General features: G+C 70.3%; 14 protein-coding genes and 1 pseudogene. 10 read left to right on the top strand and 5 right to left on the bottom strand.

What is annotated here, in order from left to right; translation table 11 throughout:
* Window positions 1-150 precede the first annotated feature (150 nt).
* Window positions 151-225, top strand: a pseudogene (locus tag ABZX79_RS32215) (VOC family protein); the annotation flags it as partial.
* Between the two features lie 59 nt (window positions 226-284).
* Here the strand turns inward: ABZX79_RS32215 and ABZX79_RS32210 are convergent.
* From ABZX79_RS32210 to pdhA, 3 genes are read right to left on the bottom strand one after another with little or no spacing between them, the layout of a single operon-like run.
* A complete protein-coding gene (locus tag ABZX79_RS32210) occupies window positions 285-1,739 on the bottom strand; it encodes a dihydrolipoamide acetyltransferase family protein (RefSeq protein WP_355265658.1) in 1,455 nt (484 codons plus the stop codon).
* A gap of 14 nt (window positions 1,740-1,753) precedes the next feature.
* A complete protein-coding gene (locus ABZX79_RS32205) occupies window positions 1,754-2,734 on the bottom strand; it encodes an alpha-ketoacid dehydrogenase subunit beta (protein WP_355265655.1) in 981 nt (326 codons plus the stop codon).
* Window positions 2,734-3,891, bottom strand: coding sequence for a pyruvate dehydrogenase (acetyl-transferring) E1 component subunit alpha (gene pdhA, locus ABZX79_RS32200; protein ID WP_355265652.1), 1,158 nt, complete (start codon window positions 3,889-3,891; stop codon window positions 2,734-2,736). The genes ABZX79_RS32205 and pdhA overlap by 1 nt, the downstream gene beginning before the upstream one ends.
* A gap of 326 nt (window positions 3,892-4,217) precedes the next feature.
* On the opposite strand from pdhA, the gene ABZX79_RS32195 reads away from it, so the two are divergent.
* The 3 genes from ABZX79_RS32195 to ABZX79_RS32185 all read left to right on the top strand — a co-directional run bounded on the left by ABZX79_RS32195 (window position 4,218) and on the right by ABZX79_RS32185 (window position 6,439).
* The gene (locus ABZX79_RS32195) at window positions 4,218-4,898 is read left to right on the top strand and encodes a response regulator transcription factor (protein ID WP_355265649.1); all 681 of its coding nucleotides are present in this window, start codon (window positions 4,218-4,220) and stop codon (window positions 4,896-4,898) included.
* Between the two features lie 63 nt (window positions 4,899-4,961).
* Window positions 4,962-5,384: a pyridoxamine 5'-phosphate oxidase family protein gene (locus ABZX79_RS32190; protein ID WP_355265646.1), complete on the top strand. Its 423-nt coding sequence runs from the start codon at window positions 4,962-4,964 to the stop codon at window positions 5,382-5,384.
* A 23-nt stretch (window positions 5,385-5,407) separates the two neighbouring features.
* The gene (locus ABZX79_RS32185; protein ID WP_355265643.1) at window positions 5,408-6,439 is read left to right on the top strand and encodes a phosphotransferase; all 1,032 of its coding nucleotides are present in this window, start codon (window positions 5,408-5,410) and stop codon (window positions 6,437-6,439) included.
* 64 nt (window positions 6,440-6,503) lie between these two features.
* On the opposite strand, the gene ABZX79_RS32180 is transcribed toward ABZX79_RS32185, so the two are convergent.
* A complete protein-coding gene (locus ABZX79_RS32180; protein WP_355265640.1) occupies window positions 6,504-8,159 on the bottom strand; it encodes a protein kinase in 1,656 nt (551 codons plus the stop codon).
* A gap of 385 nt (window positions 8,160-8,544) precedes the next feature.
* On the opposite strand from ABZX79_RS32180, the gene ABZX79_RS32175 reads away from it, so the two are divergent.
* The 6 genes from ABZX79_RS32175 (at window position 8,545) to ABZX79_RS32150 (ending at window position 16,276) form a co-directional block, all read left to right on the top strand.
* Window positions 8,545-10,254 (top strand): protein kinase, encoded by a 1,710-nt coding sequence (locus ABZX79_RS32175; protein WP_355265637.1) that lies wholly within the window; start codon window positions 8,545-8,547, stop codon window positions 10,252-10,254.
* Window positions 10,255-10,438: 184 nt separating this feature from the next.
* Window positions 10,439-11,140, top strand: a complete 702-nt coding sequence (locus ABZX79_RS32170; protein WP_355265634.1) for a hypothetical protein — start codon at window positions 10,439-10,441, stop codon at window positions 11,138-11,140.
* Between the two features lie 95 nt (window positions 11,141-11,235).
* A complete protein-coding gene (locus ABZX79_RS32165) occupies window positions 11,236-11,913 on the top strand; it encodes a PadR family transcriptional regulator (protein ID WP_355265631.1) in 678 nt (225 codons plus the stop codon).
* Between the two features lie 109 nt (window positions 11,914-12,022).
* Window positions 12,023-12,793 (top strand): ABC transporter ATP-binding protein, encoded by a 771-nt coding sequence (locus tag ABZX79_RS32160; RefSeq protein ID WP_355265670.1) that lies wholly within the window; start codon window positions 12,023-12,025, stop codon window positions 12,791-12,793.
* Window positions 12,790-15,630 carry an ABC transporter permease gene (locus ABZX79_RS32155; RefSeq protein ID WP_355265628.1) on the top strand — a complete coding sequence of 947 codons (2,841 nt, stop codon included), beginning with the start codon at window positions 12,790-12,792 and terminating at the stop codon, window positions 15,628-15,630. Before ABZX79_RS32160 ends, ABZX79_RS32155 begins: the two co-directional genes overlap by 4 nt.
* Before the next feature lie 106 nt (window positions 15,631-15,736).
* Window positions 15,737-16,276, top strand: coding sequence for a bacterial proteasome activator family protein (locus tag ABZX79_RS32150; RefSeq protein ID WP_355265626.1), 540 nt, complete (start codon window positions 15,737-15,739; stop codon window positions 16,274-16,276).
* Window positions 16,277-16,347: 71 nt separating this feature from the next.
* On the opposite strand, the gene ABZX79_RS32145 is transcribed toward ABZX79_RS32150, so the two are convergent.
* Entirely contained in the window at window positions 16,348-17,331 is a 984-nt protein-coding gene (locus ABZX79_RS32145) for an NAD(P)H-quinone oxidoreductase (protein WP_355265623.1), read from the bottom strand.
* Window positions 17,332-17,350: the final 19 nt, after the last annotated feature.

The raw sequence follows: 17,350 nt of genomic DNA, 5'->3' as shown, positions 1-17,350 counted from the left end.
GGGCCGGGGCGGCGGGTCAAGGGTGGGCCGCAGGCACATCGCGCAGCGACGCGACCGCAGGGAGCGCCCTTGACGCGCCGCCCCGGCCCACCGACACTCGAGCGCTCGGGACGGCCCGAAACCCCCAGAAGCAAGCCTTGGTTTGCGGCCGAGTCGATCGTCGACCCGGCGGGGAAGGGGCCACGGGTGTGGTTCCAGCGGGTTCCGGAGGCCAAGGGCGTCAAGAAACCGGGCCTCGCCCATGGCGATGGCGATGGCGATGGCGAGGCCCGGTTCGGTTCTGCCTAAGCCCACGTAATCAGGCGCTTCGGCTGTTCCAGGATCGCCGCCACGTCCGCCAGGACCCGGGAGCCCAGTTCGCCGTCGACCAGGCGGTGGTCGAAGGAGAGCGCCAGGGTGGTGACCTGACGCGGCTTCACCTTGCCCTTGTGGACCCACGGCTGGAGCTTGATCGCGCCGACCGCGAGAATCGCGGACTCGCCCGGGTTGAGGATCGGCGTACCGGTGTCGACGCCGAAGACGCCGACGTTCGTGATGGTCACCGTGCCGCCCTGCATCGCCGCCGGCGACGTCTTGCCCTCACGGGCCGTCGCCACCAACTCTCCCAGCGCCGCCGCCAGTTCCGGCAGGGTCTTCGCTCCCGCGTCCTTGATGTTCGGGACGATCAGGCCGCGCGGAGTCGCCGCCGCGATGCCCAGGTTCACGTACTCCTTGTGCACGATCTCCTGGTTCTCCTCGTCCCAGGACGCGTTGACGCCCGGGTTGCGCTTGATCGCGACCAGGAGCGCCTTGGCGATCAGGAGGAGCGGATTGACGCGCAGGCCCGCCATGTCCTTGTCGGACTTCAGCTCTTCGACGAGCTTCATCGTGCGCGTGATGTCGAAGGTGATGAATTCCGTGACGTGCGGCGCGGTGAACGCACTGTTCACCATGGCCGACGCGATCGCCTTCCGTACGCCCTTGATGGGGGTACGGGTCTCCCGAGCCGCGCCGACGGAGACGGAAGCAGCGACCTCAGCCGCAGCCGGCTCGGACGGCACCGCGACCGGCTCCGGGCTTACCGGAGCAGCGGCCGCCGCGTGGACGTCCTCGCGGGTGATGATCCCGTCGGGGCCGGTCGGCGTGATCGTGGCCAGGTCGATGCCCAGGTCCTTGGCGAGCTTACGGACCGGAGGCTTCGCCAGCGGGCGCGATTCGGGCACGGCCATGGCGTCGGCAGCGCCGGGCCCGTGGCCGTTGAGCTCGGTCTGGACCGCCGCCACAGCGGCCGCCGGAGCCGCCGTCCCCTTGCGCGCGCGGCGCTTGGTGGAGGCTTCGGACACGCCGTACCCGACCAGCACGGGCTGGCGGGCCGCAGGCTTGGCCTCCTCCTCCGGCTCGGGCTCGACTTGCACAGCCGGGGCCGGAGCCTGGGCCTGGCCCGGGGCCGGAGCAGCCTCGGGGGCCGCAGTCCCCGGTGCCACATCCACCGTAATGATCACCTGGCCGACGTCGACCGTCACGCCCTCGCCGAAGCGAAGCTCGTGCACCACACCGTCGAACGGGATGGGCAGCTCGACCGCGGCCTTAGCCGTCTCGACCTCGCACACCACCTGGCCGTCGGTGACGGTGTCGCCCGGCTGGACGTACCACTTGAGGATTTCGGCCTCGGTCAGTCCCTCGCCCACATCGGGCATCTTGAACTCACGGAACCGCTGGGAATTCTGGGAAGTCTGGGAAGTCTGGGAAGTCTCAGTCATCGTCACGGCTCTCCTCAGTACGCAAGCGAGCGGTCGACGGCGTCGAGTACCCGGTCAAGCCCCGGCAGGTACTCCTCCTCCAGGCGCGCCGGCGGGTACGGCGCATGGAAGCCGCCCACCCTCAGCACCGGCGCCTCCAGGTGGTAGAAGCACCGCTCCGTGATGCGAGCGGCGATCTCCGCGCCCGAGCCGTAGAAGACGGGGGCCTCGTGGACCACGACCAGGCGGCGGGTCTTCTCGACCGACGTCTGGATCGTGTCGAAGTCGATCGGGGACATCGACCGCAGGTCGAGGACTTCGAGGGACTTGCCCTCCTCGGCCGCCGCCGCTGCCGCCTCGGCGCAGACCTTCACCATCGGGCCGTATGCGGCAAGGGTCAGGTCGGAGCCTTCGCGCAGGACACGCGCCTTGTGGAGCGGGCCCGGGATGGCCTCGACGTCCACCACGCTCTTGTCCCAGTAACGCCGCTTCGGCTCGAAGAAGATCACCGGGTCGTCGCTCTGGATGGCCTGCTGCATCATCCAGTACGCGTCCGACGAGTTCGACGGCGAAACGATCTTCAGCCCCGCCACGTGCGCGAACAGCGCCTCCGGCGACTCGCTGTGGTGCTCCACCGCGCCGATGCCGCCGCCGTACGGAATGCGGATGACGACCGGCATCTTGATCTTGCCGAGCGAGCGCGCGTGCATCTTGGCGAGCTGCGTGACGATCTGGTCGTACGCGGGGAACACAAAACCGTCGAACTGGATCTCCACGACCGGGCGGTAGCCCCGCAGAGCGAGCCCGATCGCCGTACCCACGATGCCGGACTCGGCCAGCGGGGTGTCGATGACCCGCTCCTCGCCGAAGTCCTTCTGGAGCCCGTCCGTGACGCGGAAGACGCCGCCGAGCTTTCCGACGTCCTCGCCCATGATCAGGACCTTGGGATCAGTCTCGAGCGCCTTGCGCAGCGACTCGTTGATCGCCTTCGCGAGAGGGAGTTTCTGTACGGGCATTACTTTCCCTCCTCGGCGAAGGACGCCTGGTACGCCGCGAACTGCGCGCGCTCCTCGTCGACGAGCGCGTGCCCGTCCGCGTAGACGTTCTCGAAGATCGCCATCTGGTCCGGGTCGGGCATCGCCCGCACCGCCTCGCGCACCCGCTTGCCCAGCGACTCCGACTCCGTCTCCAGCTCCGCGAAGAAGGCCGCGTCCGCGAGGCCGGCCTTCTCCAGGTACGCGCGCATGCGCAGGATCGGGTCCTTCGCCTCCCACGCCTCGCGTTCCTCGTCGGCCCGGTACTTCGTCGGGTCGTCGGAGGTGGTGTGGGCGCCCATCCGGTACGTGAAGGCCTCGACCAGCGTCGGCCCCTCACCCCGGCGCGCGCGCTCCAGCGCGTCGCGCGTCACGGCCAGGCAGGCGAGCACGTCGTTGCCGTCGACCCGGACACCCGGGAAGCCGAAGCCCTGCGCGCGCTGGTAGAGCGGGACGCGGGTCTGGCGCTCGGTGGGCTCGGAGATCGCCCACTGGTTGTTCTGACAGAAGAAGACGACCGGGGCGTTGTAGACCGCGGAGAAGGTGAACGATTCAGCGACATCGCCCTGGCTGGAGGCACCGTCACCGAAGTACGCGATGACGGCCGAATCCGCGCCGTCCTTCGCCACACCCATCGCGTAACCGGTCGCGTGCAGCGTCTGCGAGCCGATGACGATCGTGTACAGATGGAAATTGTTGGTGTTGGGGTCCCAGCCACCGTGGTTCACGCCACGGAACATTCCCAGCAAATTGGTCGGGTCGACGCCACGGCACCAGGCGACACCGTGCTCGCGGTACGTCGGAAAGACGTAGTCGTCGTCACGGAGAGCGCGTGCGGAGCCGATCTGCGCCGCCTCCTGGCCGAGCAGCGAGGCCCACAGGCCCAGCTCGCCCTGACGCTGCAGCGAGGTGGCCTCGGCGTCGAAGCGGCGGGTCAGGACCATGTCCCGGTACAGGCCGAGCAGTTCGTCCGGGGTGAGATCGATCGAGTAGTCCGGGTGCTCGACACGCTCGCCCTCGGGGGTGAGCAGCTGTACGAGCTCCGGCTCGGCCGGGTCGGACTGCTGGGCTTTCTTGGCGCTGACGCGCTTGGTGCTGCTGCGTCGCGGCTTACGCGCGGCAGTGCTCTCCACGGTCACGTGCGTGCTCCTCCGTCTGTCCGGCCCCCGGGGTCTGCCGGTGACCAGTGCGGCTCACCTGCTTGCGTCCTCGTGCACGGGGTGGGTGCGACTCGGCCGGGAACAGGTGTGACAGGTGCCCCGGCGAAACGCCCTGCCAAAGGAACGTTACCCAGTGCTTCGCATAACTGCGAAACCCCATTTGACCTGCGATTTTGCTTGGAAATCCAAGTAAATCGAAGAATTCGGGAACAACCACTGGTCACAGCCTTGCGGGCCGCCGGAACAACGGCACGTTATCCCGGGGACCCACGGCACGGGAAGAGTTTCCGTGTGAGGATGACGGCGTGCCCGAAGACCGAAAAATCACCGTATTTCTTGTTGACGACCACGAAGTGGTCCGTCGCGGCGTCCATGAACTGCTCTCCGTAGAGGACGACATCGAGGTCGTCGGTGAGGCCGGTACGGCAGCAGAATCCCTGGTCAGGATCCCTGCGACCCGCCCCGACGTCGCTGTTCTCGACGTACGGCTGCCCGACGGAAGCGGCGTGGAGGTGTGCCGCGAAGTCCGTTCCCAGAATGAGGACATCAAATGCCTGATGCTGACCTCATTTGCTGACGACGAGGCACTTTTCGACGCGATCATGGCCGGGGCGTCCGGTTACGTCCTCAAGGCGATCCGCGGCAATGAGCTGCTGACGGCCGTACGTGACGTGGCGGCCGGCAAGTCGCTGCTCGACCCGGTGGCGACCGCCCGCGTCCTGGAGCGGCTGCGCTCGGGCAACGGCTCCGGCTCCGGCTCCGGCTCCAGGAGTGACAGCCGGCTCTCGAACCTCACGGACCAGGAACGCAAGATCCTCGACCTGATCGGCGAGGGCCTGACCAACCGCGTCATCGGTGAGCGGCTGCATCTGGCGGAGAAGACCATCAAGAATTACGTCTCCACCCTGCTCTCCAAGCTGGGCATGGAGCGCCGCTCGCAGGCCGCCGCGTACGTGGCGCGCAAGCAGGCGGAGGAGAGACGCTAGCCACGCGCCATTCGGGACTTCCGTCCCTTTTACGGGCACCTCCGGTGGTCGAAGGTAAGAGGCATGCCCACTGAGGACAACGACCTGCGCGCCATCGAGCTCCTCAGCCGTGTCCCCTACGGCCGAGTCGCCATGAGCATGCGGGCGCTGCCCTTCCTTGCCGTCGCCCGCCACATCGTCGTACACGGGCGGGTCCTGCTGCGCATGCACGCGGGTTTCAACCACCACCAGGCCTGCCACGGCAGCGTGGTCGCCTACGGCGCGGACAACTTCGGTTCCGACCACGGCACCATGTGGTCCGTCCAGTGCACCGGCACCGCCGAGATCTTCGACCCGGCCCACGCCGAGCTGGAGCTCTTCGGCCGCGGCCCGCACTATGTCGACGGTGAGCTCTTCAACCCCGTCTACCTGCACATCGAGCCGCAGTTCGTCACCGCGCACACCCTGAACAACGCCCCTGAGCGACGGTTCGAGCACGCTCTGTGACTTGGTGATCTAACATCTGGCGGGTGCCACGCTCATCTGTACTCGCCGCCCCTCCACCGCCCGTCGGCGACCTGCTGCGCCGCTACCGCGACCCGGGCGACCCGCTCTCCTGCGAGCCCGTGGCCCAGGGCCTGCTCAACCACGGCTACCGCCTCGTCACCACCCGCGGCGACTACTTCCTCAAGCACCACCTCGACGGCGACCGCGACACGATCAGACGCCAGCACCGCGCCACCCGACACCTCCAGGCCTTCGGCGTCCCCGTCGCCCCGCCGGTCGAGGACACCCACGGCGGCACCGTCACCGTGATCGGCGGCCGCTGCTACGCCCTGCACCCGTGGGTCGAGGGCCGGCACCGGGACGGCGCCCAGCTCACGACGGTGGAGTCGCGGCGGCTCGGGTCGCTGCTGGGGCTCGTGCACACCTGCCTGGACCGGGTGATGCTCGGGCGGATGCTGGAGGAACCCGCCCGGCGCACGCACGACTGCGCCGACCCCGCCGACACCTTCGCCCTGATCGACGAGCTGCTGACGCTCGCGCGCGGGCGGCGGCCCCGGGACACCTTCGACGTACTGGCGGAACACCGCCTCCTGGAGCGGCGGACGCTCCTTGAGCGGCACGCCCACCGGCGGCCCCCGCCGGTGGCCGAGACCGCCACCGGGTGGGTGCACGGCGACTTCCATCCGCTGAATCTGCTCTACCGGGGCGCCGAGCCCGCCGCGATCGTCGACTGGGACCGGCTCGCGGTGCAGCCGCGCGCGGAGGAGGCGGTACGGGCCGCCGCGATCTTCTTCGTACGGCCGGACGGGGAGCTGGAGCTGGCGAAGGTACGGGCGTACGCGGCGGCGTACCGGCGGGCGGCCGGGGCCGGGACGGACGAGCTGGCCGCGGCGGTGCACCGGGTGTGGTGGGAGCGGCTCAACGACTTCTGGATACTGCGGTGGCGCTACCAGCGGCACGACCGAAGGGCCGACCCGCAGTTTCCTGCGGCGTCGGCCCTGGCGGTGTGGTGGACGAAGGAGTACGAGGCGGTGTGCGAGGCGTTCTCGGGGTGAGCGTTCTCGGGGTGAGCGTTCTCGGGGTGAGCTGCCTCGGGGTGAGCGGCCTCGCCTCGCCGGGTCAGCCTCCGGTGGTACCCGCGTCCGTCGTGCCACCCTCGGTCGTGCCGGCGTCGGTCGTACCGCCGGCGTCCGTTCCCTCGGTCGTACCGCCGGCGTCCGTGTTGCCCTCGGTCGTACCGCCGTCGTCGGTGCCGCCCTCGGTCGTACCGCCGTCGTCCGTACCGGGGTCGCCGTTGTCGCCGCCCTCGGTCGTCCCGCCCTCCGTCGTCGTGCCCGGAGCGGTGCCTGTCGGGCTCGACGGCGTGTTGCTGGGCGTGTGCGACGGCGTGTTACTCGGGGGCGTCGACGGCGTGTACGGCGGGGTATAGCCCGGCTGCTGGCCGCCGGTCGAGGAGGTGCCCGGGTCGGTCTCGGGGGAGGTCTCCTCGTCGTGCGAGGGCTCCTTCGAGGGCTCCTTCTCCGACTTACTCGGGCTGTTGGTGACCGTCGTGGGGGCCTTCGGCTCCTTGGTGTTGTTGTCGCCCGCCCGGTCCATCGCGAAGGCGACACCCGCCGCGATCGCGATGATCGCGAGCACGGCGAAGATCCACATCTTGCCGCGGCCGCTCCTGCCGCCGTGGTGCCCGCCGTCGTACGCCCCGTCGTGCGGGTTCATCGGCGGCAGTATCGCGCCGCCCGCCTTCATCTGCGACGTGTCGCCGTGGTTCGGGTGGCCCATCGCGGTCGTCGCGTAGGTGCCGCCTGCCGGGGTGTGGCCGCCCTCGTGCATCTCGACGGGGCCGGTGTTCCACACACCGGTGTGGCTGCCCTGCTCCTGGAGCATCGACAGGCCGTACTGGACGAGACCGCGCATCTCCTCGGCGCTCTGGAACCGGTCGTCCGGGTCCTTCGCGAGGGAACGCATGACGAGCCCGTCAAGCTCGGGCGGCGCCACGTCCGACATCTCGGACGGCGGTACGGGGATGTCCTGCACGTGCTGGTAGACCACTGAGAGCGGCGTCTCACCGGTGAACGGCGGCCGCTGCGCGAGCAGTTCGTACAGCAGGCAGCCCGTCGCGTACAGGTCGCTGCGGTGGTCGACGGCCTTGCCCAGCGCCTGCTCCGGGGAGAGGTACTGGGGCGTACCCATGACCATGCCGGTCTGCGTCATCGTCGACTGCGCGCCGTGCAGGGCACGGGCGATGCCGAAGTCCATGACCTTGACCGCGCCGCCGTGCGTGATGATCACGTTCGCGGGCTTGATGTCGCGGTGCACGATGCCGTGCTGGTGGCTGTACGCGAGCGCTTCGAGTACGCCGGAGACGATGATCAGGGCCTGCTCGGGGCCCGGGGGCTCGGCGTTCTGCAGCAGCTCGCGGATCGTGCGGCCCTCGACGAGCTCCATCACGATGTAGGGGACGACGCTCGGGCCGACCTGGTCCTCGCCGGAGTCGTACACGGCGACCACCGCGTGGTGGTTCAGGCCGGCGACCGACTGTGCTTCACGGGTGAACCGGGCCTTGGATGTCGGGTCCTCCGCAAGGTCGGAGCGCAGCAGCTTCACTGCGACGGTACGGCCGAGCCGTACGTCCTCGGCGGCGAATACTTCCGCCATGCCGCCGCGGCCGAGGCGGTGCGTCAGCCGGTATCGGCCATCGCCGACCAATCCGTCCTTACCCCATGCTTCCGGGGCATCCGACACTCCGCCGCCGCTTCCCTCGGGTTCGGGTGCCATCAGTCCTCGCCGTCGTTTCTGTCCGCGTCGCGTCCGCGGTGATCCTCATGGGCCTCAAGGTATGGGCTCAAGGTGCTCCGCCACGTCACGCTACAGCCTCCGCGCGACGCTCCGGTTCGAGATGGACCGGCCATCAAACCCGTTGCCGATGTACCCGTGCAAATTCCGGACCCGGCGCGGACCACAGACGGACCACAGACGGACCCCAGGCGGACCGGTGACAGACGCGTCCCACCAGCCCTCCCGTGCACGTGGGACGGCCGCGCTGTAACGCTTGCGCGACGCTTCTTGCGCGTACGGTCACGGAACGGGCACCGCGCTTGACGTGTCAGTGCCCTGGGGCAGACTTGGCCCGTAAATCTTGCGCTGAGGGGGAAGCACAGTCATGAGCCAGGACGGCCGACAGGGCCGCTACGCGGGCGGCTCGGTCGCGGGCGGGCGGTACCAGCTGCGCGACCTGCTCGGAGAAGGCGGAATGGCGTCGGTGTACCTCGCGTACGACTCCGCGCTCGACCGCCAGGTCGCCATCAAGACGCTGCACACGGAACTGGGGCGCGAGCAGTCCTTCCGCGAACGGTTCCGGCGTGAGGCGCAGGCGGTCGCCAAGCTTTCCCACCCCAACATCGTCTCGGTCTTCGACACCGGCGAGGACGAGCTGGACGGCGCGCTGATGCCGTACATCGTCATGGAGTACGTCGAGGGGCAGCCGCTCGGCTCCGTACTCCAGACGGACATCGATCAGTACGGCGCCATGCCGGCCGACAAAGCGCTGAAGATCACATCGGATGTGCTGGCCGCGCTGGAGACCAGTCACGAAATGGGGCTGGTCCACCGCGACATCAAGCCCGGCAACGTGATGATGAGCAAGCGCAACGTCGTCAAGGTCATGGACTTCGGCATCGCGCGCGCCATGCAGTCGGGCGTCACGTCGATGACGCAGACCGGCATGGTCGTCGGTACGCCGCAGTACCTGTCGCCCGAGCAGGCGCTGGGGCGCGGCGTCGACGCGCGCTCCGACCTGTACTCGGTCGGCATCATGCTGTTCCAGCTGGTGACGGGGCGGCTGCCGTTCGACGCGGACTCGCCGCTCGCCATCGCGTACGCGCACGTCCAGGAGGAGCCGGTGGCTCCTTCGTCGATCAACCGGTCGATTCCGCCGGCGGTCGACGCCCTGGTCGCACGGGCGCTGAAGAAGAACCCGAACGAGCGTTTCCCGAGCGCCGCCGCGATGCGCGACGAGTGCGCGCGGGTGTCGGGGTCGGGCCAGACGGGCGCCGCGCCGGTGATCGTCGCCGGTGGCCCGTCGCAGAGCGGGTCCGGGGTCGGGTCGGCGGTCTTCCCGCCGGTCGGCGGGCAGCCGGGATACCCGCAGAACGGCAACGTACAGACGCCTTACCAGCCGCCGACACCGGGGCCTGGGCCGTACGCGCCGCACACGCCTGCCCCTGGCCCTGGCCCCGGGCAGCCGGCTTACGGATACCCGACGCCGGCTCCGATGCACACGCCGGCCCCTTCGCCGTACGCCCCCCAGCACAACGGCATGCAGCAGGGCGGGCAGCACCAGGGCGGGCAGACTCCGCCGCCGTACGTGATGTCGCCTCAGACGGCGCCGAACTCGGGCGGCGGGGGTGGCGGCGGTGGCGGCAGCGACCGGAACATGCCGGTGATCGTGGGGGCGATCGTGGTCGTGCTGCTGGCGATCGGCGGCCTGATCACCGCGATCTCGCTCAAGGACGACCCCAAGGGCGAGAACGAGGCCACCGACGACCCCACGCAGAGCGAGGAGGCGGCCAAGCCCGGCTACAAGGGCCCGGACCGCACCAGAACCATGGAGACCACCGACTGCTCACCCGGCAGGGAATCGGCGACCGACCCGGAAAAGGTCGAGGTGCCGAGCTTCCTCTACAAGGACATCCGCTCGGTCAAGCTGTGCCTCAATGCCGGGGGGTGGAAGATCAAGGAGACCAGGGTCGACAACCCGCTCTGGGGTGAGGACCTTGTGGTCAACCAGTTCCCCAAGACCGGCTCCGACATTGACCCCGAGGACGCCACGATCGAGCTTGAGATCTCCACCGGCAACCCGCCGTCGGATTAGGCCGAACAGACGCGCGGTCCGGTTCGGACCTGCGAAGGGGCCCGGTGCGCACCGTGCGCACCGGGCCCCTTTCGTGTGACCTGGCGTGCCGGAAATGTTGCGGCATGTGACGCTGAGTCTGTTGTCTCAGTGGTCCGGCTCACACCGTGGTCCGGCGCGTTTTCGGTTCAGGAGGCGGAGTCCCATGGCTGTCCGGTTCGCGGCGGTGGGGGTGGCCGCAGTGCTGGTGCTGCCGGTCTCGGGGGTGGTCCCGGGGGCGTACGCCGAGGCGCGCGCGCCGGGGCCGACGCCCGTGTCCACGTCCACGTCCACGTCGACATCCCCAGCCACATCCACCTCCACGTCGACGACTTCCCCGCGCGACGGTGGGGACCGCGAGCTGGTGCCGGGCGTAGGAGCGCCGGACTGGCCCGAGCGGCCCTTCGCTTCCGCCGCCTCGCCCGGCAAGAGCCTTGCGGGGCGGCCGGCCGGGGAGGGGCGTACACGGCCGGGGCGGGCGCCGGACAAGAGCGGGGCTGCGAGCGGGAACGAGGAGGAGGGCGGGAAGGCGTCCCCGAGCGGCAGTGGGAATCCGTCCGGCAGTCCCGGTGTCACGCCCAGCCCCTCCGCCTCCGGCTCCGCTTCCGCGTCGGCGAGCTCCCCGGCCACCCCCCTCAAGTCGCACGGTCCCGACCCCTGGGACGTACACGAGGAGGCACTGGAGGAGCCCGGCAACGCGCCCACCATCTCCCCCTCGAACGCCCCGCCGGGAGCCGCGCACGAGGGCTCCGAGCAGGTCGTGGCGCAGTCCGACCCGCTGGGTGTCCATGTGCTGCCGCTGGGGGCGGGGCTCACGCTGGTCGGGCTGGGGCTCGGGTTCCTGGGGCTCCGGCTGCGGCGGAGCTGACCGCCCCTCCGGGAGCCGTCCACCTCAAGACCTACTCACGACGTCCTTCTCAGGACGGTTGGCCTGGAGCGGCATACTCGGTATACATACTCAGTATGTCGATCCGTCACGGGCTGCTTGCCCTCCTTGAGCACGGGCCCCGTTACGGCTCTCAGCTGCGCACCGAATTCGAGTCGCGCACCGGCGCGACCTGGCCTCTCAACGTCGGCCAGGTCTATACGACCCTGGGCCGCCTCGAACGCGACGGCATGGTCACCCAGGACGGCGAGGACGGAGCGGGCCACGCGCTCTACGTGATCACGGACGCGGGGCGGGGCGAGCTCCGGAGCTGGTTCGGGCGGCCCGTCGACCGTGCCAGCCCGCCCCGTGACGAGCTGGCCATCAAGCTCGCCATGGCCGTCGGCGCCCCCGGCGTCGACATCCGGGCCGTCATTCAGGCTCAGCGTCACGCCACGCTCCGGGCCATGCAGGACTACACGCGCCTCAAGGCCCAGGCGCTCGCGGCCGTCGAGCACGTCGATGGCACAGACGGCGAACAGGCGCGCGACGACGTGGCCTGGCTGCTCGTACTGGAACAGCTGATCTTCCAGACCGAGGCCGAGGCGCGCTGGCTCGACCACTCCGAGTCCCGGCTCGCCCGGCTCTCCGCGACGGCCGCGCGCAGGGCCGAGAACACTCCCGCGGCCGCTGCGACCGCTTCGCCTTCGCCTTCACCCGACCCGGCCGCCGGAACCGCTCGTGCCGCTTCGGCGTCTCGCAGCGCACGGCGCTAGATCCGCGCGGCCGCAGGGCCACCTCGCAGCGCGCATCCGCCGTATCCCGTACCCCGTACCCCGCACATCCGTATCCCGTCCCAGGGGGACCTCCTTCATGCCTGAAGCCATGCCCGAATCCGTACCCCAGAAGTCACAGCAGCAACAGCAGTCACAGCAGCCGGTGTTGCAGCTGGAGCAGCTGACCCGCGTCCACGGCAGCGGCGCCACCGAGGTGCACGCGCTGCGCGGCGTCAACCTCTCCGTCTTCCCCGGTGAACTCGTCGCCGTCATGGGCCCGTCCGGCTCCGGCAAGTCCACCCTGCTCACCATCGCGGGCGGGCTCGACCTCCCCACATCCGGCCGGGTCGTCGTCGAAGGTACGGACATCACGGCCGCCAGCCGCAAGGAGCTCGCCACGCTGCGCCGCCGCAGCATCGGCTACGTCTTCCAGGACTACAACCTCATACCGGCCCTGACCGCCGCCGAGAACGTCGCCCTGCCCCGCGAACTGGACGGCGTATCCGCCCGCAAGGCCCGCGTTTCCGCAGTCGCCGCGCTGGAGGAGATGGGCCTCGGCCAGCTCGCCGACCGCTTCCCCGACGAGATGTCCGGCGGCCAGCAGCAGCGCGTGGCCATCGCCCGCGCCCTGGTGGGCGACCGCCGTCTGGTCCTCGCCGACGAGCCGACCGGCGCCCTCGACTCCGAGACGGGCGAATCCGTACTCGCGCTGCTGCGCGCCCGCTGCGACGCGGGCGCCGCCGGCATCCTCGTCACCCACGAGCCGCGCTTCGCGGCCTGGGCCGACCGGGTCGTCTTCCTGCGCGACGGCTCCGTCGTCGACGAGACCTGCCGCAGCCAGGCCGACTCCCTGCTCTCCGGGCAGGCGGCCGCACAGTGAACCGCTGGTACCACTCATGGGTGGCCGCGGTGCGCATAGCCCGCCGCGACGCCTGGCGCTTCAAGGGCCGCAGCTCTCTCGTACTCGCCATGATCGCCCTGCCGATCCTGGGCGTGAGCGCCGCCGATCTGACCCTGCGCAGCGCCGAGCTCTCCGCCGGGCAGAAGATGGAACGCGAACTGGGCGCCGCCGACGCCCGGATGTCCGACCCGGGCATGGGCGGCGTGCCGATCCACCAGTCCCCCGACGGCCTCAACAGCAACCCGGCGAAGGAATACAAGGACGGAGAGTGGCCCTCGGGCCACGGTGACATCCGGGCCGCCATCCCCGAAGGCGCCAAGACGCTCAAGGACTCGAACGGCAGCGGGAAGCTCCGGACCGCGCACGGCCTGCTCAACACCGTGATCCACGAGCTGGACGCGACCGACCCGATGGCCAGGGGCATCATGACCCTCGACCAGGGACGGTTCCCCGACAAGGCCGGCGAGGTCGCCGCGAGCACCCACTTCCTGGAGACCGGCGGCCTGAAGGTGGGCTCGGTCGTCACCGCCCGCGGGCTCGCCACCGAGTACCGGATCGTCGGCTCGTACGAACTCCCCGACGCCCTGAAGTCCGACGAGGTCCTCGCGCCGCCCGGCACGTTCCTGGCGCCGCTCGACAAGGCGCTGAAGGCCGACGGCCTGCCCGGCACGGAGACCAGCAGTACCTACCTGGTCTCCGTCGGCGGCGACGGTTTCACGTGGAACATGGTCAAGGAGGTCAACACCCAAGGCATCATGGCGATTTCGCGGGCCGTCGCCCTCGCCCCGCCCGCCGACTCCGAGGTCCCGCTGTACCAGCAGGACGGCTGGTCGAACTACGAGCAGAGCGCGGCGTCCGAAGCCGCGGCGCTCGCCGTCGTCGGCACCGTCGTCGGTCTCGCCATCCTGGAGATCTGCCTGCTGGCCGGACCCGCGTTCGCGGTCGGCGCCCGGCGCTCCGCCCGCCAGCTCGGCCTGGTCGGCGCCAACGGCGGCGACCGCCGCCACATCCGCGCCATCGTGCTCTCCGGCGGTCTGGTCATCGGCTTCGCCGCGGCCGTCCTCGGCACCGCGCTCGGCCTGCTGCTCACCTTCGCGCTGCGGCCGGTGCTGGAGGACTACATCGGCAAGCGGTTCGGCAGCTTCGACGTCCGCCCGCTGGAACTGCTCGGCATCGGCCTGGTCGCCGTCCTCACCGGCCTGCTCGCCGCTGTCGTCCCGGCCATCACCGCGTCCCGGCAGACCGTGCTGGCCTCGCTCACCGGCCGCCGCGGTGTACGCCGCTCCAGCCGCGTCCTGCCCGTCATCGGCCTGATCGCGGCCGGCCTGGGCATCACGATCACCCTGTACGGGGCCGCCGCCACCGACAGCGTCGTCATCGTCGCGGGCGGCAGCGCCCTCGCCGAGCTGGGCATCGTCGCGCTCACCCCCGCCCTGGTCGGCCTTTTCGGCAAGACCGGCCGGTGGCTGCCGCTGTCGCCGCGCCTCGCCCTGCGCGACGCCGTACGCAACCGGGGCCGTACGGCCCCCGCCGTGGCCGCCGTGCTGGCCGCCGTCGCGGGCACGGTCGCCGTGGCGACGTACGCCGCCAGCGACGACGTACAGCAGCGCGCCGCTTACCAGCCGCAACTGCCGCACGGCGCGGTGACCGTGCTGAACTCCGAGGGCGGCGGACGCGATGTGCCGGCCCTGCGCGCGGCCGTCCAGAAGCACTTCCCCGTCGACGTACGCGCCGACGTCAGCCGGATCGCCGTCGGCAATGCCAACTGCGCGCCGTACAGCGAAGTGAAGGGCTGCGGGCGGTACGAGATCTTCACGCCCAAGGACAACCGGTGCGCCCTGTGGTCCGAGGACGTCCCGGGCTCGAAGCAGTTCACGGCGGACGAGCGCCGCAAGCTGGCGAAGGACTGGCGCTGCAAGGAGGCCCGGCAGTACTCCGAGTACGACGTCCTCGTCGCCGACGAGAAGCTGCTGTCGGTCCTCGCGATCGACAACCCGGGTGTCGTCAACGCGCTCAAGAGCGGCAAAGCCATCTCCTTCGACCGCCGCGACGTCGAAAACGGCCGGATCGGCATCAAGCTGATCACAGACACCGACAAGGCCGATCTGATGCAGGCCAAGGGCAAGGACGTCCCCGGCGAGATCAAGTCCTTCCCCGTCCACCAGGCCCCCGAGTCGGCCACGGCCTACGGCGTGCAGATCATCCTGCCGGAGCAGGCCGCGAAGGCCGCCGGGCTCATCACCGCCCCCGTCGGCGCGTACTTCTCGACCGACAAGCTGCCCGACAGCACACAGCAGCAGAAGCTCGACGCGGCACTCGACGCGCTGGGAGTCGACGGCGGCCTGTACGTCGAAAAGGGCTACACCAGCGACAACAGCATCGTCCTGCTGGCCCTGACCGTCTTCGCCGGACTCGTCACCATCGGCGCGGCAGGCATCGCCACGGGCCTCGCCCAGACCGACGCCGAGCCCGACCTGAAAACCCTCGCCGCGGTCGGCGCGCCCCCGCGGGTGCGCAGGACGCTGAGCGGATTCCAGTGCGGGGTGGTCGCCGCGATGGGCGTGGTGCTCGGCTCGGCGGCGGGCGTACTGCCCGCGATCGGGCTGCGGCTCACCGAAGAACGCCAGGAACTGAAGTGGTACGAGCAGTCCCTGGACGCCGGCATGGGCGGCCTGGCCGAGGCGCCGTACGTCCCGATCGTCATCCCCTGGGAGACCCTCGCGGCACTGCTCGTCGCCGTACCCGTGGGCGCGGCGCTCCTGGCCGCACTGGTCACCAGGTCCCGTACCGCGGTGGCGCGGCGCGCGGCGGGCTGAGACACGGCGGTTGTTCCGCGACTGTTCCCGTGCCCCCGTACAGGGTGGATCACCTCTGTGCGGGGGCACACCGTGTTGTGACGCAGGTGTACGAGAGAATGGCTGCATGGAGATGCCGAGGAGTGAACGGTCGCAGGAGAGCCCCCATGTCCTGGTCGTAGGACAGGACGGAATGGCTCTCAGCGGCGCGGACGACGAGTCGCGCGAGGTGCCAGTGACGGAGATGGTCGAACAGCCCGCAAAGGTCATGCGCATCGGCAGCATGATCAAGCAACTCCTGGAGGAAGTACGGGCGGCTCCTCTCGACGAGGCGAGCCGGGTACGGCTGAAGGACATTCACCACAGCTCGGTGAAGGAGCTCGAAGACGGCCTCGCGCCCGAGCTCGTCGAGGAGTTGGAGCGGCTCTCCCTGCCGTTCACGGACGAGGCGATCCCCTCCGAGGCGGAACTGCGTATCGCGCAGGCCCAGTTGGTCGGGTGGCTCGAAGGCCTCTTCCACGGCATCCAGACGGCGCTTTTCGCCCAGCAGATGGCGGCGCGGGCGCAGCTGGAGCAGATGCGGCGGGCACTTCCGCCGGGCGCGAGCCACGAGGACGACGGCCAGGACGACGGCCACGGCCCGGTGCGCTCGGGCCCGTACCTCTAGAACCACTGACGACGTGCGACAAGAGGCCCGCACCGCCACGACGGCGGTGCGGGCCTCTCGCACGTGTCTGCTCAGGCAGTCGTCGTCAGCAGGATCTTGCCGACATGATCGCCCGCGTCCAGCGCCCGGTGGGCCTGCGCCGCCTCCGCCATCGGCATGACGCGGTCCACGACCGGGCGTACGCGGCCGGTGCTGATCAGGGGCCACACATGCTCCCGTACGGCCGCCACGATCGCCGCCTTCTCGCCGAGCGGGCGCGCCCGCAGGGTCGTCGCCGTGATCGCGGCGCGCTTGCGCATCAGCGCACTCAGGTTGAGCTCGCCCTTCACACCGCCCTGCATGCCGATGACCGCGAGGCGGCCGTTGACGGCGAGCGCCTTCACGTTCCGGTCCAGGTACTTCGCACCGATGATGTCGAGAATGACGTCGGCGCCGGTCCCGTCCGTGGCCTTGCGGAGCTCCTGTACGAAGTCCTGCTCGCGGTAGTCGATGAGGATGTCGGCGCCCAGCTCCGCGCAGCGCGCCAGCTTCTGCGGACTGCCCGCGGTGACCGCGACGCGCGCCCCGACCGCCTTGGCGAGCTGGACCGCCATCGTGCCGATACCGCTCGCGCCGCCGTGCAGCAGCAGCGTCTCGCCGGGCCGCAGGTGGGCGATCATGAAGACGTTCGACCAGACCGTCGAGGTCGACTCGGGCAGGGACGCCGCCGTGACCAGATCAACGCCGCCGGGCACGGGCAGCAGCTGCCCCGCCGGTACGACGACCTTCTCGGCGTACCCGCCGCCGGTCAGCAGCGCGCACACCTCGTCGCCGACCGACCAGCCCGAGACACCGGGCCCCAGCGCGGCGATCCGGCCGGAGCATTCGAGACCGGGATACGCCGACGACCCGGCCGGCGGGTCGTAGAAGCCCTGGCGTTGCAGCAGGTCGGCGCGGTTGACGGCGCTCGCGACGACCTCGACGAGGACCTCGCCCTCGCCGGGTACGGGATCGGGGACCTCCGCCCATACGAGCGCCTCGGGGCCACCGGGTTCAGGGATCGTGATCGCATACATGGCCGCGAGGCTACTCCGC

Origin of the sequence: Streptomyces sp. NPDC002994 (genome assembly GCF_040611155.1) — a bacterium.
Lineage (GTDB): Bacteria > Actinomycetota > Actinomycetes > Streptomycetales > Streptomycetaceae > Streptomyces.
This window is presented reverse-complemented; position numbering and strand designations above follow the sequence as displayed.